This is a genomic window from Corynebacterium canis (genome assembly GCF_030408595.1).
Classification (GTDB): Bacteria; Actinomycetota; Actinomycetes; order Mycobacteriales; family Mycobacteriaceae; genus Corynebacterium; species Corynebacterium canis.
The window spans coordinates 2,984,059-2,997,188 of sequence record NZ_CP047080.1; the positions used below are offsets into that span (position 1 = coordinate 2,984,059).

Here is a 13,130-nt window from a genome sequence, read left to right on the forward strand (position 1 = left end):
GGAATTTGGGCTCCCGAAGGCAGAAAATCACATGCGGCCCCACCCACAACCCCCAATGAAAAATCGGGGTCTGTGGACTGGGGCCGCATGTGTGCTGTTGTCGTTGGGCTAACCTCAGTTAGCCGCCGTCGTCTGGCGTGTGTTACGCAGCGACGACCTCAAAGTTCACCGTGGCTGCGATGTTGTCATGCAGTTTTACGTTGACTTGGTACTTGCCGGTGCTCTTCACGTGAGCCTTCGGCAACTCGATGGAACGCTTGTCCAAAGTCGGGCCGCCAGCCTTCTTGACTGCAGCCGCAACATCGTCCGCCTTGACGGAACCAAACAGTTTGCCGCTATCGGCGGAACGAACTGCGATGGTCACGCCTTCCAGCGCCTCGAGTTGTGCCTTCACCTCGCGTGCGTGATCAAGGTCGCGGATAGCGCGAGCTTCCTGGGCACGCTTGATGCCCTCAACCTGCTTTTCAGCGCCGCGGGTCGCAACAATGGCGAGGCCGCGGGGAAGCAGGTAGTTACGTCCATAGCCGGCCTTGACCTCGACGATGTCGCCGGGGACACCGAGATTGTCAACGGCGGCGGTGAGGATCAGTTTCATGATCCCTGCCTTTCGTTGTACATACCGCTGCGCTTTGTTCAAGCGCAACGAGGAAAACTAACAGTTGATCTGGGGTGAGGAATAACCCTCACGCACCTGATTAGAACGGCGGTTCATCATCTGCAGGACCGTATCCACCAGCTGCCGGTGCGGAATTCCACGGATCGTTATCAGGGGCCGCGGTGCTGCCACCGAAACCACCTTGCTGTTGACTTTGCTGCTGCTGGCCACCGCCGCCGCCAAAGCCACCAAAACCGCCTTGGTTTTGCTGGGGTGCCTGCTGCTGTTGGGCAGGTGCACCGCCGCCTTGGCTAGCGCCCTGGCCACCGCCATAACCACCCTGGCCACCACCACGTTGAACGCGGTTGACTTGGGCGGTTGCGAAGCTCAGGGAGGGACCAACCTCATCAACTTCGATCTCGAACACGCTACGCCGATCGCCCTCGCGGGTTTCAAACGAGCGCTGCCGGAGCCGACCGTACACAATCACACGCATGCCCTTGGTCAAGGACTCGGCGACGTTTTCCGCCGCCTGCCGCCACACATTGCATGTCAAATACATGGCTTCGCCGTCGTCCCACTGATTTGTTTGCCGGTTAAACCGACGTGGGGTAGAGGCGATTCGGAAGTTCGCAACCGCCGCCCCGGAAGGGGTGAAGCGGAGTTCTGGGTCGGCGACAAGATTGCCTACGACCGTGATTGTGGTTTCTCCCTGTGCCATGGCTTGAGCTGCCTTTCTGTGCGACGTATGCAGTGAATGCTGTGTGGATGCAGTGTTTTCACAAGGCAAAAGCGATAATAGTACTATCGTTGCCCGCTGTGTCGCTGATTAGCGGTCGCTGCGCAGAACCTTGGTACGAAGAACGGTATCGCTGAGGTTCAGCAGACGATCAAGTTCGAGCACCGTAGCGGACTCGCACTTGAGGTCGACGACAGCGTAAATGCCTTCTTCTTGCTTGTTGATAGGGTAGCTGAGCTTGCGCTTCGGCCAAATATCAACCTTTTCCACGGCGCCGTTTTCCTTGCGAACAACATCGAGGAACTTGTCTAGGGACGGGGCAACAGTGCGTTCATCCTGATTCGGATCAAGGATGATCATGATTTCGTATTGACGCACGGACCTCATCACCTCCTGTGGTCTAGAAATTCTTAGTCGGCCACGCCCCGATGGCGTGGCAGGAGGGTCGTTGCGTCAGCAACCCTTCAAAGGTACCCCACAACCACCTAAGACAAAAATAATGTTGCCCAAAACACCGCAATAGTCACCGGAATCACTGTGATCAATACGATCGCGGCGATAAACAACCCCCAGATCTGCACCGGCCGTTTCTTATACATAAAGCTGGCAAAGGACCCGCCAAAGCACAGAAACCCCAAGAAAACACTCGAAATCGTGACAATCATGGACATGTTAGACATGCGACGTGCTCCTTGCTACAAACGGTCCCGCGAGCGGGTCTTGGCCGCCATGTGCCTCCAATACGGGGTCCACGCTCCGGCCCCACAGCTGGCGCAGGACGAGTACCGTCAACGCCAATAGCAAACCGCCGCGGATGAGTATCACGACGTCGAGAAGCTCATGGTTAATGCCTTTATCTTCAACGCCCAGCATATGCCACATCAGAATCGGCCAAACCGCAGCCTCCGCGCACATCCAGCACCAGGCCAGCCGCCAGCGCGGAACGGCCAACACCACGAGCGGCACCAGCCACAGCGAATATTGCGGGCTCCACACCTTATTGGTCATCAGGAATGCCACCACAATCAGCATCGCCAGCTCCGCCACGCGCGGCTGCTTCGGGCTCTTAAGCCCCGCGTACAGGATCAGCACGCAGCAGAACACGAAGGCGGCCAGGCTCACCGCATTGAGGATCGCCGAGCTGCCCGGAGCGTCGAAACCCTGCCAGCCCGTCACCCGCGACACCACGGCATACACGGTGGTGCCCTCCCAGCCGCGACGTTGATTCAGGCGGAAGAACTCCGCCCAACCTGCCGGGGCGAGGATAATCAGCGGCACGTTCACCACCAGCCATGCGATGCAGGCGCCGGCAAGGAGTTTCAGCCACGCGCCCAACCTGCGGTAGCGCAACGCCAGCGCCAGGTACGCCCCAAGCAGGAAGATTGGCCACAATTTGAACGCGCATCCGAGGCCGATCCAGACGCCCGCCCGCCAGAGCTTGCCCTTTTTTACCGCAAGCATGGCCGCAACGGTCAGCGCGATCGAGGGCGTGTCAAAGTTGGTAAAAGCGTGCACCGCCACCAGCGGGGAGGCGGCCATAAGCACCGTGTCCCACACCCGATTGCCGGTAAGCTCGCGCACCATAATCACTGCTAGGAGCCAGAACGTGGTCAGCGCCAGCGCGGTGATAATAAAGTACAGGCCCGCCTCCGGCAGCGTGTGGCCGGGCGCGATATGGTCCAGCAGGGGATAGGTAAAGCGGGTGATCGTGGCGTTAATCCATTGGAACAAACCTGCGAGGACCGGGTATTCCATAAAGCGGACCACGCCGTCCTCGACCCACGAATAAAAGTACGGAACCGCGCCTTGGTCGAGCCCTTCCGCGCCATACAGCGGAACGATATCGTTGTAGCACGCGGAGAGATATTGTCGACGCCCCGACCAATCCAGCTGCACGCCCCAGTCAACGCGCGTGCCCACCATGCAATTCGCCTTGGTAAAGAACCCGGCACCGAGAAACAGCAGGGCCGTAATGATCAGGGTGCGCTGGGGCGTAAAGAAGCGGGCGCGACCGATGGCGGCGAAGCGCCCCATGGGTCCGCCAAGGAATTCCACGAAACTCTGCGCAGCGGGTTCGGTGTGGGCTGGCTGCACTCTGTGGGTATCACGATCCAGGATCGATGTTTGGGTTTTCATGGAACTCCGATGGCGTAGAACGGACGGGGCGAAGCAAAACCCCGTCCGTGTTGTGTGTCTGTGAACTATTGCTGCGGGCCAAATATGTTTGGCACGCGGATCCCCGGTGCGATTTCCACCGGCTCGGGAGCCTCCGGAACCTCGGGAAGCGCGGGCAATTCCGGCGCCGGCACCAATTCCTCGCTGGTCTGCGGGACGGTGTTCATCGTGGTTGCTGGGGCGTTGTTCTGGTTTTGCGTCGGACCCACGATCTGCGGGTTCGGGCTATAACCCAGGTCTCCGGACGGACTGTTAAAGGTTTCAAAATCCTTTCCGGAAAGCGCCGTATCCATGGTCGCCTTCCAAATCTGCGAAGGCAGGCCGGAACCATAGATGGAAGCGCCCCAGGCGTTGGTCAGCGGTGCGTTGTCTTCGGTGCCGACCCACACGGCCGTCGCTAATTGCGGGGTAGCGCCGATCATCCACGCGTCCTTGTTCTGGCCGGTGTCGCCAAGCTGCGTGGTGCCCGTCTTCGCCGCCGACTGCCGCCCGCCCGCCAACGTATTTCCGTTCGAATACGCCGCGATCGGCAGCATGGCCGCCATCACGTTATTGGCCACATTGGCGGAGACGCGGCGTTCCCCATCGTCGTCGCTGTGTTCGTAGAGCACTTCGCCGCCCGCGGTTTCCACCTTCTGCACAAAGTGTTCCTTGTGCCACACGCCTTCGTTCGCCAGCGTGGCCAGGCCCTCCGCCATGTCCGTGGGGCGCGATTGGTATTGGCCGAGGATAATGCCCTCGTAGGGGGACTCACCGTTTTCGGACAAAGTTTCGGGGATGCCCGGCAGCGACTTTGCGACGCCCAGCGCGTGAGCCATATCAGCAACGTCCTGCGGCCCGTTCTCAAGGTCCTGCTGCAGGCGAATAAAGCTGGTGTTATGGCTGCGCTTCAACGCCTCCTGGATGGCACAGGTGCCACAGCCCACGCCCTCCACATTGGTCACGGTGATATTGCCCGTTTGCACCGGCGCCGAACTATACAGCTTGGACAGCGGAATGCCCTGCTGCAGCGCGGCGGCTAGGCCGAACACCTTGAACGTGGAGCCGGTTTGCAGGGCGGCATTGGCGTAATCCCAACCCGTGGCGTCCTCGCCGCCGTAGTAGGCGCGGATCGCACCGTTACCCGGTTCGATCGCCACCACGGCGACACGCAGCTTGTCGGGCTCGCCCTGCATCACGCTATGCACAGCATCCACCGCGCCTTCCTGGGCGACCGGATCGATGGTGGTGATCACGCGCAGGCCGCGGGTTTGCACATCCGTTTCGGAAATGCCGAGGGTAGCCAGCTCCGAAATAACCTGGTTTTTGATCAGGCCGTTCGGGCCCGCGGCCTCCGTATAGGCGCTGTTCTGAGCGGGGTCGATAACTTCTGGGAACGTTTGTTCATTGCGTTCCTGTTGCGTAATCGCGCCGGTCTGAACCATGCCGTCGAGAACGTAATTCCACCGCTCTTCCGCATCTGGGCGATTCATCCATGGATCCAATTGGCTGGGGCGTTGAATTGCGCCAGCCAGGAAGGCCGCCTCGGAGACGGTGATTTCGCCGAGCGGCTTTCCGTAATAGGCTTGCGCGGCGGCGGAAACGCCGTATGAATTGCGTCCAAAATAAATCGTGTTTAGATAGGCCTCTAACACTTCGTCTTTTGACCACTCATTGGCCATTTTGGACGAATAGACGAGCTCTTTAAACTTGCGCGTCATGGTGCGATCATTACCCACTACAGCGTTCTTCACATACTGCTGCGTAATAGTCGAACCGCCGCCGGCGCTGTCGTTACCGGTAAGTTGGCCCAGCACCGCGCGGCCGAAACCCGAGATCGAGAAGCCGGCATTGCTGTAAAATTCGCGGTCCTCGGCGGCGAGGACGGCATCGCGAAGGTGCTTGGGAATATCATCAAACTTCACCTGCTGGCGGTTGCCCTCCGGCGGCACCACGCGCGCCAATTCGGTAGAGCCGTCAGCTGCGTAAATATAAGAAATCTGCTTGTTCACCAGCTCATCGGGCTTGGGCACCTGAGCGGTGACATATGCGACCATAAACGCCACAACTGGTCCTAATACCGCGACCAGGGTGACCACGAGGAAGGTAATGCCGACGTTCCGGCCAAGCCGGGACTTTTTCTCCTTCGTCCTCGTCCTTCTTTTTTGTTGCTTTTGTTCGTTCACCTAGGGTTCCACTCCATTGTTTGCTTCTTTATGCCCGAACGCTCCCTCACGGGGAAGCGCAATCACGGTGTCACGCTGCTGAGGCTGTTGTTGCCCGGACCAGATGGTTCCATCTGCATGCCGGGCATACTTCGACCGTATGAACTGTTACATCGTGCCCAGACTCTGTAAATGCAGCAATCTCCTCTTCGCTACGGGCAGTACCTGATGCTTTCCCTAGGGTATCGGCAAATACCCACAACACCACCCGCAACTCATCAGAGGCACAGACAGGACAAACGTGGCCCGCTGGGCGACCATGAAAGCGGGCTGCCGTCACTAACAGGAAACTCGCATCGCATACAGCATCCTTAGGTACCGCACCCGAACGCCATTGCTCCAGCAGGCGACGCCGCGCCCACTGGTGACTTACTTCGTTACGATATACGACCACCCCGCCAGTCTAACGCCCATAGCAAGCATCTCTACTGATTCTTTTGGTGTCTCCACACCCCTTTGTGCTGGAAAGGACACGATTGTTTATACGACACCCTAGAACACACGGCTCCGCGCCGACCCCAGATTCGCTATTGTATTTGACACGTGCGGCTAACGCCGCAAAGATTTTTTGTACTGGCAAAATTGAGACTTTGTGGCCATGACCTCGACTTTCATCAGCGATAAACTTTGAAAAACCGTTGACTTTGACCTAATTGTTGCGCGCTAAGGAGTACTATATAAGCCATGTCGAATGCTTCGCCTGAGGAAATTGCCGCCCTTATCCGTCCGTCCCTGACCCAGTTGTATGTGACCTACTTCCGTCGTGCCGATCAATCCGATCTCACCGGACCGCAGCTCACGATCATGACGCGCCTCGCCGAAAACGGCCCGTCGCGTATTAATGAAGTTGCCCGCCGCGAGGGTATCCGGATGCCCACCGCATCCAATGCGCTCCACCAACTTGAACAACGCGGCATGATCGAAAGATTGCGCGATACCGCAGATCGCCGTGGGGTGCGGGTGAGACTTACGGCGCTGGGCCGCACCGAACTAGAACGCGTGGGTGCAGAACGCACCCGATATCTCGCCGAGATGCTCAGTACACTGGAACCAGAACAACTGGAAACCATCAGCGCCTTGGCCCCACTCATCCAGCAACTGGCAGTAAATTACACCTCTGCAACGTTTAAGGACGACGCCAAGGACTAACATCAGCCCGGAGGTTTAGCTGCTCGATGCCCAAGAAGCACCCAACCAGCGCTCGCAAAAACGCTGGTGCGCTCGAGCCGTTACGTGTACTCATCGCTTGGCGTGACGGGGATTCCGGCACCGAAGCTATTCAATTTGCAGCCTGGTTGGCGCGAACCACGCCCATCCAAGTTCGCGCGGTCACGGTATTTACCCGCCCGTGGCCCACCGCCTCGCTGAACAAAATCGGCACTAAGTACCACAAGTGGCTGAAAAAGGAGTCTGCCCGCTACTCCGCAGCTATCAAAAAAGAGCTGACCAACGCTGGCGTCCCCAAAGAGTATTGGGACGATGAGGTTTCCGTCTTCCTTGACGGCACCTCCGAGACCGCGCTGCTCACGCAAGCCGCCACCGCATTTAAGGCCAACCTGGTCGTATTAGGTTCCCATGGCGGCGCACCGAAAGGAAAGTTTCGCGCCGGCTCTACCGCCGACGCCATGTTGCATTCCTCGCCCCTGCCGCTTGGCCTCACGCCCCGCTCGGTCAAACTATCGAAACGAGGCGTCACGCGTATCACGTGTGCCTTTATCGATCTTGAAGACGCGGACTCGCTCATCAACAGCGCGGCCGATCTCGCCGAGCTGTGGAACGTCCCCCTTCGGATTGTCACCTTCGCCCCCGACGAGCTCACCGAAGACCTCGGCCGTAACTTTGACCTAGAAAATGAGTTATCCCACGAATGGCGGGAACACTCTTTGGCGTTCCTTGACCGCATTCATGACATGGTCCTCGAGCGGCATCCACAGCTTTCCATTACTACTGAAATTGGCTCCGGCAAAGGCTGGTCCGGCGCGATTAACGCCCTCAAATGGAAAAAGGGGGACTTGTTATACGTTGGTTCAACCCCGCTTGGGCACTTTGAAAGGGTCTTTGTTGGCTCGGCCACCAACGAAATTCTCCGTCACACACGCGTTCCCATGCTGATTAAACCCGCCGCTTCAAGGTAGCCTCTGCAAACATGAGGAAAGCCTTTATTACAGGAGCAAGTGGCGGGGTTGGCTTAGAAGTTGCCCGCCAATTGAGCGATGCAGGCTGGCAAGTGATCGCGCACTATCGAACCCAACCGAGGGAAATCGACGGCGTGACCTGGTGGCAGGCGGATCTCTGCGCCGAATACGAATTACCGGAAATCCACGAACTCGATGCGCTCGTGCATTGCGCCGGGGTGGCCACACTGGGCAGGGTCAGTGAAGCTCCCCAGCAAGATTGGTTGACCGCAATGGCAGTGAACCTGCACGCCCCGGTCGCAGTGACCAATGCGTTGCTGCCCGCCTTGCGGGCCGCGCACGGCCACGTTGTCTATTTGAATTCGGGAGCAGGACATCGGGCTAACCCCAATTGGGGGGCTTATGCCGCAAGTAAGTTCGCAGCGCGTGCCTGGTGTGATGCATTGCGCGCAGAGGAACCAGTAATCCGCGTGACCAGTGTCCATCCCGGCCGCATCGATACCCCAATGCAAAAACACATCGTCGAACAGGAACAAGGCGATTACGATCCCGCCCAGTATCTCCGGGCGAGCACGGTGGCGGCTGCGGTGGTGTACGCATTAAACACCCCCGATGATTGTGAGCCAAACGAGATGATACTTCGCCCCCGTACCCATTAGAGTCAAAGTATGCACGACCCCCATGAGCGTTTCCCCCACCACCCAGAAAATGACCTTCCGGGAATCCACGAGATTTCGGAAGAGCTGCGTCGTGCCATCGAAACGCCCATGGGAAAAGAACCCGGGGAACAGAAACCCGACGACGCCAGTGATCCGCTGCTAAGGCTCGAACGTAACCGCGACTCCACCCGCCAGGCTATCGGTTTCGCCGTGGCCGTTCCGGCCGTGACCTTCCTCACCGCCTTTATCATTGCGATCATTTCTCGCACTTCCGGCGGCCCGCTGTGCGACGCCGGAATCTCCGACTGGATTTGCAGCCGCCAATTTGAAATCCTGTTCCCGGTCATCCCCGGGGTCATCGCGTTTTCGGGAACCATCCTCGCAGCCTGGATCACCTACCTGAAATGGCGCGCCTACAGGCGGTGGCGTCCGTGGCTGGCGATCATCTGGTTCCTTATGCCTTTTACCCTCGCGTGGATGACCGGATTCGGGACCATGCTTATCATCGGCCAACGCTAACCCGCGCCGTCACTCCGCCACCGCAACTACCCGCCGCAACGCCCCATCGGATTCATACACCACCACCAGTTCATCGCCCGCCCACAGCGCGTCCGCGTATCCGAACGCACGGCCGGTACCGAGTTTGGCCCATTCGCGCCATTGATTCCTATGGTCTAGCAGCATGATTCGGCCCCCGATCCGCCCGGCTTCGGCGTAAATGCATGCGAGCCCATGGGGCGTGTCCACGAGGCTGGCATTACATGCCGCCGCCGGGATTTCCGAACTCCAGTGCGGTTCCGCCCAGGTCAGGCCGAGGTCTTCCGATACGCTCCACCAACGACCCAAAGCACCACTGCGAAAGGCCGCCGTCGAACGGGCAGACATCACCAGCCGTCCGCCAATATATGCGAGCGCGGATTCATCGCAATCGTGTCCGCACGCGGCCCCCGAGCTCCAGGTCTTGCCGGCGTCTTCGCTGCGCCAAGTGGCGTGCCGCGTCCTACCGTCCGCCAGCCGCATCACCGCAGGTTGCAGCCATGTCGATCCCACAACCAAGCCGTGCCCGCTGGTGGCAAATACCCCGCTATATTCCCCCGCAACCGCCCCGGTAATCGTAGAAAACTCCCAGGTCAATCCGCCATCTGCGGACCTACCGATATCCACGTGCAAGGTATCGCGCGCGTCATCGCCCCGCCACGGCCGCGAACCGAAAAACCCAACATCGGCGCTGCGGGCATGGAACAGGACCACCCGCGCGCCGTCGGATATCAGCGATGGGTCCGAAAACCCCGTTTGCGGCTCAACTGCCCCGCTCCGCAGCACCTCCACAACGCCGTCACGCATCATGACCAGGGAGTTTGGGTTGGGCAGGTCGGCTGCCATGGCCCCTCCGATGGCTTCCCAATCGGCGTGCACGGGCGGGGTGCGCGCGTCGCATGCCACGAGGATATGCCCACTGACCTGCGCTATTGCCGGGGCGCGCAGCTCAACAACCCCCGGAACGAGCTTATCGACGTCGCGGGGGTCGAGCAATACGGTGTCTGCGGCGAGGCGCAGCTTAGGCGCCTGAGCCAAGTACCACCTCGAACTCTAAGAGTTCGGCCTTACTTGCTACCGGCTTCTTTTCGCCACCATGTGCGGGCGAATTGTCTTTTTGGGCCTTGCGGGCGTCGCCATCCCGCCACGCAACATAGGATTCCTCGTCGGCCCATTGCGTAACCACGAAATAGCGCGTTTCACCAGCAACGGGGCGGAGTAGCTGGAAGCCTTCGAAGCCGGGGGAGTCATCCACCACATGCTTGCGGGCTTCGAACCTCTTTTCAAGTTCCGCGCCTTCACCTTCGGGAACAGTAAGTGCGTTAATTTTCACGATGCTCATACGCCGTAGCCTACCCTAAAACTAACTTTGACATGCATCATTTCCGCAGTGAACCAGCTCCGGGGTGCCCGCGCAGGATTCGCACATAAGTACCTGCTCCCGACATTCCCCATTATCGCAGTTCACAAACGTGTTCGTCGGGGCATTGCAGTGGATGCAATGGCCGAGTTGCGCAGCGTCGTCACCGAACTCCACGTGCATGCGGCGGTCAAACACATACAGGGAGCCTTCCCACAACCCGTGGTTGCCAAACTTCTCGCCGTACCGCACGATGCCGCCATCGACCTGATACACCTCGGTAAACCCGCGATTGATCATCAGCGCGGACAGGATCTCGCAGCGGATCCCGCCGGTGCAGTACGTGATCACGGGTTTGTCTTTCAGGTGGTCGTACTTGCCGGAGTCCAGCTCGGGGATAAAGTCGTGGGTGGTGCGCACGTCCGGCACCACCGCGCCTTTAAACCTGCCAATCTGGGCTTCCATGGCGTTGCGCCCGTCGAAAAAGACCACCTCGTCGCCGCGTTCGGCAACCAGTTCGTTTACCTCGGCGGGGGAGAGGTGGACGCCGCCGCCGATAACGCCTTCCGCATCGACCTTCAGTTCCCCTGGCGCCCCGAACGCAACGATCTCATTGCGCACTTTCACAGATAGTTTCGGAAAATCCTCCGCCCCGCCTTCGGACCATTTAAATTCGATTCCGCTGAAGTATTCCTTGGTTTTGCGCACGTAGCGTTTACAGGCGGCCATATCCCCGCCGACGGTGCCGTTGATGCCGTGTTCGGAGATCAAGATTCTGCCCCGCAGCCCGAGGGATTCGCACAGGTCACGCTGCCAAAGCATGATCGCCTTGGGGTCCGCAATGGGCTGGAATTTGTAGTACAGGAGAATCTTGCTCTGGGCCATGTGCTTAGTGTAATCCCCGGTACCCGCCCCAAATTCGATTTAGGCTACCCTTTGTTTATGTCGCTTAAAAACACGTTATACAAGGCCACCGTGAAAGGGATGACCCGCGCGGTGTCACGAAACATGGACTTGCCGGACCGCGAGCCCCGCACGGAATTATGCCAGGCGCGGGTGGTGCGCGCGGTGAATTTAGCCCCGCAATTGCGCCGGATCACCTTAAGTGCCGCGCTGTTCCACGATATTGAATTGGGCGGTGCCGATGAATACGTGGGCTTGATTATGCCGAAGCCGGGGGAGACGCTGGTGATGCCCGATCCGAATGTGTTGAACGTGCGCGCGGCGGTAAAGCACCTGCCCGTGAACTTACGCTGGTACACCATCCGCGAATTGCGTAACGACGCCGCGGAGGTCGACCTTGACATAGTCACCCACGGCACCTCGGGGCCCGGCTCCACCTGGACATTACTTGCAAAGGCCGGTGACGAGGTGGGCGTGCGCTTTATGAATTCCTGCCATTACCAGCACACCGGGCCGCAATTCTACTTGGCGGATCCGGCCGCGGCCCCCGCATTGCGCAGCATCTTGGAAACCCTACCGGCGGCGGAAAAGGCCCGCACCCACGTGCTTCTCAACGGCGTGGCTGACGAACTGGAACCACATTTCCCCACCGCTGGCCTGGGTTCGATGGCACGGGATCAAAGCGTGGAAGAATATATGCAGGATCTACCGTTCGACCCCGCCGAGTTGAGTTATGCGTGGCTGTGCGGGGAAGCGGCCCTAGCAACAGGCATGCGCCGCGCCCTCGTAGCCCAGCAGGTTCCGAAAAAACGGATCCTGTTCTCTGGATACTGGAAGCGCGGCGCTGCCCGTACCTAGCTCCTGACTTTCACAATTTGTTTTAGTCACCCGGTTTGTGTGGTGCCTAGAAAGGTTCTATGGTGCTTTCCCGCAACGTGTGATACCTTTGAGCCAGAACCGCCTGTTACGACAGGAGAGGAAGAGGGCCTTGGGACCCCAGCCGGACGACTGGACCCAGGGTCCTCGCTTTGTTCTACAGCGAATCTTCTGCCTTGCAGAAAGAAAGAACATTACCTTTCAGCAAATCCCAGTACTCGGGATTCCCCTGCTTTGTGGCGTTCAAAGCACCTAACACGACGTCAGGGATCCACAACAATGGATCATCGCCACCGCGTGCATGAGAGATTCTTAAGCCTCTATACACACCAGAACTCTGCAAAGCCGCGAGATGCTTAATATCTTTCCGATTCTGAGCTTCCTGTCTAGACTCTAGGGTGAGGTGATAGACCTTCAGTTCCACCAGCTCGTAATAAAGTCTTTCAAGGCATTTGCGACGGTAGCGTTCGGTTTTCTTGCTCTTTTCGCTGCTGTTGGTCACAATCACTTGGATCGACTCAATCTCGGAGATGGTCTTAACGATGGAGCGTCGCCGAGGGGCACTTTCATCAGTCCGGTGCAACTTAATCTGGCCCGGTAGTAACAGGGGCAACAGTTGGTTGCGCAGCTGCTCAAACTGGGCACGTTCTAGAATTGTCGCGCAGATAAGATATTCCTGCGACTCAGGACTGCGCAAAACAGATGACTCATCACCGTAAGCGACCAATTGTGGATCGGAACTCACCTTCCCAGTGTAACTTTCAAGCCCGCAACCTCGTACGATCACTGTCCACCCTAGGTTAGACCCCGCCGAGTTAAGTTATGCGTGGCTGTGCGGGGAAGCGGCCCTGGCAACAGGCATGCGCCGCGCCCTCGTAGCCCAGCAGGTTCCGAAAAAACGGATCCTGTTCTCTGGATACTGGAAGCGCGGCGCTGCCCGTACCTAG

Annotated in this window: 17 protein-coding genes; 6 read left to right on the top strand and 11 right to left on the bottom strand. The window is 58.7% G+C overall.

Annotated elements, in window-relative coordinates:
- Nucleotides 1–142: 142 nt before the first annotated feature.
- The 7 genes from rplI to CCANI_RS13265 form a co-directional block, all read right to left on the bottom strand.
- Nucleotides 143–595: a 50S ribosomal protein L9 gene (gene rplI, locus CCANI_RS13235; RefSeq protein WP_146325268.1), complete on the bottom strand. Its 453-nt coding sequence runs from the start codon at nucleotides 593–595 to the stop codon at nucleotides 143–145.
- 100 nt (nucleotides 596–695) lie between these two features.
- Nucleotides 696–1,316 carry a single-stranded DNA-binding protein gene (locus CCANI_RS13240; protein WP_146325267.1) on the bottom strand — a complete coding sequence of 207 codons (621 nt, stop codon included), beginning with the start codon at nucleotides 1,314–1,316 and terminating at the stop codon, nucleotides 696–698.
- A 108-nt stretch (nucleotides 1,317–1,424) separates the two neighbouring features.
- Nucleotides 1,425–1,712 carry a 30S ribosomal protein S6 gene (gene rpsF / locus CCANI_RS13245; RefSeq protein ID WP_186750347.1) on the bottom strand — a complete coding sequence of 96 codons (288 nt, stop codon included), beginning with the start codon at nucleotides 1,710–1,712 and terminating at the stop codon, nucleotides 1,425–1,427.
- A gap of 107 nt (nucleotides 1,713–1,819) precedes the next feature.
- Entirely contained in the window at nucleotides 1,820–2,014 is a 195-nt protein-coding gene (locus CCANI_RS13250) for a hypothetical protein (protein ID WP_146325265.1), read from the bottom strand.
- Complete coding sequence (locus tag CCANI_RS13255; RefSeq protein ID WP_146325264.1) at nucleotides 2,007–3,470, bottom strand: glycosyltransferase family 87 protein; 1,464 nt, start codon at nucleotides 3,468–3,470, stop codon at nucleotides 2,007–2,009. The genes CCANI_RS13250 and CCANI_RS13255 overlap by 8 nt, the downstream gene beginning before the upstream one ends.
- Nucleotides 3,471–3,535: 65 nt before the next feature.
- A complete protein-coding gene (locus tag CCANI_RS13260) occupies nucleotides 3,536–5,674 on the bottom strand; it encodes a transglycosylase domain-containing protein (RefSeq protein ID WP_246118287.1) in 2,139 nt (712 codons plus the stop codon).
- Nucleotides 5,675–5,744: 70 nt separating this feature from the next.
- The gene (locus CCANI_RS13265; RefSeq protein WP_146325263.1) at nucleotides 5,745–6,107 is read right to left on the bottom strand and encodes a DUF5318 family protein; all 363 of its coding nucleotides are present in this window, start codon (nucleotides 6,105–6,107) and stop codon (nucleotides 5,745–5,747) included.
- A 290-nt stretch (nucleotides 6,108–6,397) separates the two neighbouring features.
- On the opposite strand from CCANI_RS13265, the gene CCANI_RS13270 reads away from it, so the two are divergent.
- The 4 genes from CCANI_RS13270 to CCANI_RS13285 are packed head-to-tail and all read left to right on the top strand — an operon-like array spanning nucleotide 6,398 to nucleotide 9,026.
- A complete protein-coding gene (locus tag CCANI_RS13270; protein ID WP_146325262.1) occupies nucleotides 6,398–6,862 on the top strand; it encodes a MarR family winged helix-turn-helix transcriptional regulator in 465 nt (154 codons plus the stop codon).
- Nucleotides 6,863–6,888: 26 nt separating this feature from the next.
- Nucleotides 6,889–7,848: a universal stress protein gene (locus CCANI_RS13275; protein ID WP_146325261.1), complete on the top strand. Its 960-nt coding sequence runs from the start codon at nucleotides 6,889–6,891 to the stop codon at nucleotides 7,846–7,848.
- An 11-nt stretch (nucleotides 7,849–7,859) separates the two neighbouring features.
- Nucleotides 7,860–8,507, top strand: coding sequence for an SDR family oxidoreductase (locus tag CCANI_RS13280; protein WP_146325260.1), 648 nt, complete (start codon nucleotides 7,860–7,862; stop codon nucleotides 8,505–8,507).
- A gap of 9 nt (nucleotides 8,508–8,516) precedes the next feature.
- Entirely contained in the window at nucleotides 8,517–9,026 is a 510-nt protein-coding gene (locus CCANI_RS13285; protein WP_246118286.1) for a hypothetical protein, read from the top strand.
- A gap of 9 nt (nucleotides 9,027–9,035) precedes the next feature.
- Here CCANI_RS13285 and CCANI_RS13290 read toward each other — a convergent pair whose 3' ends face one another.
- From CCANI_RS13290 to trhO, 3 genes are read right to left on the bottom strand one after another with little or no spacing between them, the layout of a single operon-like run.
- Complete coding sequence (locus tag CCANI_RS13290) at nucleotides 9,036–10,082, bottom strand: sialidase family protein (protein WP_146325259.1); 1,047 nt, start codon at nucleotides 10,080–10,082, stop codon at nucleotides 9,036–9,038.
- Nucleotides 10,066–10,386: an antibiotic biosynthesis monooxygenase family protein gene (locus tag CCANI_RS13295; RefSeq protein ID WP_146325258.1), complete on the bottom strand. Its 321-nt coding sequence runs from the start codon at nucleotides 10,384–10,386 to the stop codon at nucleotides 10,066–10,068. Before CCANI_RS13295 ends, CCANI_RS13290 begins: the two co-directional genes overlap by 17 nt.
- A 21-nt stretch (nucleotides 10,387–10,407) precedes the next feature.
- The gene (gene trhO, locus CCANI_RS13300) at nucleotides 10,408–11,289 is read right to left on the bottom strand and encodes an oxygen-dependent tRNA uridine(34) hydroxylase TrhO (RefSeq protein ID WP_146325257.1); all 882 of its coding nucleotides are present in this window, start codon (nucleotides 11,287–11,289) and stop codon (nucleotides 10,408–10,410) included.
- Between the two features lie 57 nt (nucleotides 11,290–11,346).
- On the opposite strand from trhO, the gene CCANI_RS13305 reads away from it, so the two are divergent.
- Nucleotides 11,347–12,165 (top strand): siderophore-interacting protein, encoded by an 819-nt coding sequence (locus tag CCANI_RS13305; protein WP_146325256.1) that lies wholly within the window; start codon nucleotides 11,347–11,349, stop codon nucleotides 12,163–12,165.
- A 175-nt stretch (nucleotides 12,166–12,340) separates the two neighbouring features.
- On the opposite strand, the gene CCANI_RS13310 is transcribed toward CCANI_RS13305, so the two are convergent.
- Nucleotides 12,341–12,928, bottom strand: a complete 588-nt coding sequence (locus CCANI_RS13310) for a hypothetical protein (protein WP_246118285.1) — start codon at nucleotides 12,926–12,928, stop codon at nucleotides 12,341–12,343.
- 37 nt (nucleotides 12,929–12,965) lie between these two features.
- Between CCANI_RS13310 and CCANI_RS13315 the strand changes: the two genes are divergently transcribed.
- The gene (locus CCANI_RS13315; protein WP_146325284.1) at nucleotides 12,966–13,130 is read left to right on the top strand and encodes an SIP domain-containing protein; all 165 of its coding nucleotides are present in this window, start codon (nucleotides 12,966–12,968) and stop codon (nucleotides 13,128–13,130) included.

Bases quoted from the DNA above. Each gene is read 5' to 3' on its own strand.
- CCANI_RS13285 (WP_246118286.1), top strand. From the start codon at position 8,517: ATGCACGACCCCCATGAGCGTTTCCCCCACCACCCAGAAAATGACCTT.
- CCANI_RS13255 (WP_146325264.1), bottom strand. From the start codon at position 3,470: ATGAAAACCCAAACATCGATCCTGGATCGTGATACCCACAGAGTGCAG.
- trhO (WP_146325257.1), bottom strand. From the start codon at position 11,289: ATGGCCCAGAGCAAGATTCTCCTGTACTACAAATTCCAGCCCATTGCG.
- CCANI_RS13280 (WP_146325260.1), top strand. From the start codon at position 7,860: ATGAGGAAAGCCTTTATTACAGGAGCAAGTGGCGGGGTTGGCTTAGAA.
- CCANI_RS13240 (WP_146325267.1), bottom strand. From the start codon at position 1,316: ATGGCACAGGGAGAAACCACAATCACGGTCGTAGGCAATCTTGTCGCC.
- CCANI_RS13250 (WP_146325265.1), bottom strand. From the start codon at position 2,014: ATGTCTAACATGTCCATGATTGTCACGATTTCGAGTGTTTTCTTGGGG.
- CCANI_RS13270 (WP_146325262.1), top strand. From the start codon at position 6,398: ATGTCGAATGCTTCGCCTGAGGAAATTGCCGCCCTTATCCGTCCGTCC.
- rplI (WP_146325268.1), bottom strand. From the start codon at position 595: ATGAAACTGATCCTCACCGCCGCCGTTGACAATCTCGGTGTCCCCGGC.
- CCANI_RS13295 (WP_146325258.1), bottom strand. From the start codon at position 10,386: ATGAGCATCGTGAAAATTAACGCACTTACTGTTCCCGAAGGTGAAGGC.
- CCANI_RS13275 (WP_146325261.1), top strand. From the start codon at position 6,889: ATGCCCAAGAAGCACCCAACCAGCGCTCGCAAAAACGCTGGTGCGCTC.
- CCANI_RS13305 (WP_146325256.1), top strand. From the start codon at position 11,347: ATGTCGCTTAAAAACACGTTATACAAGGCCACCGTGAAAGGGATGACC.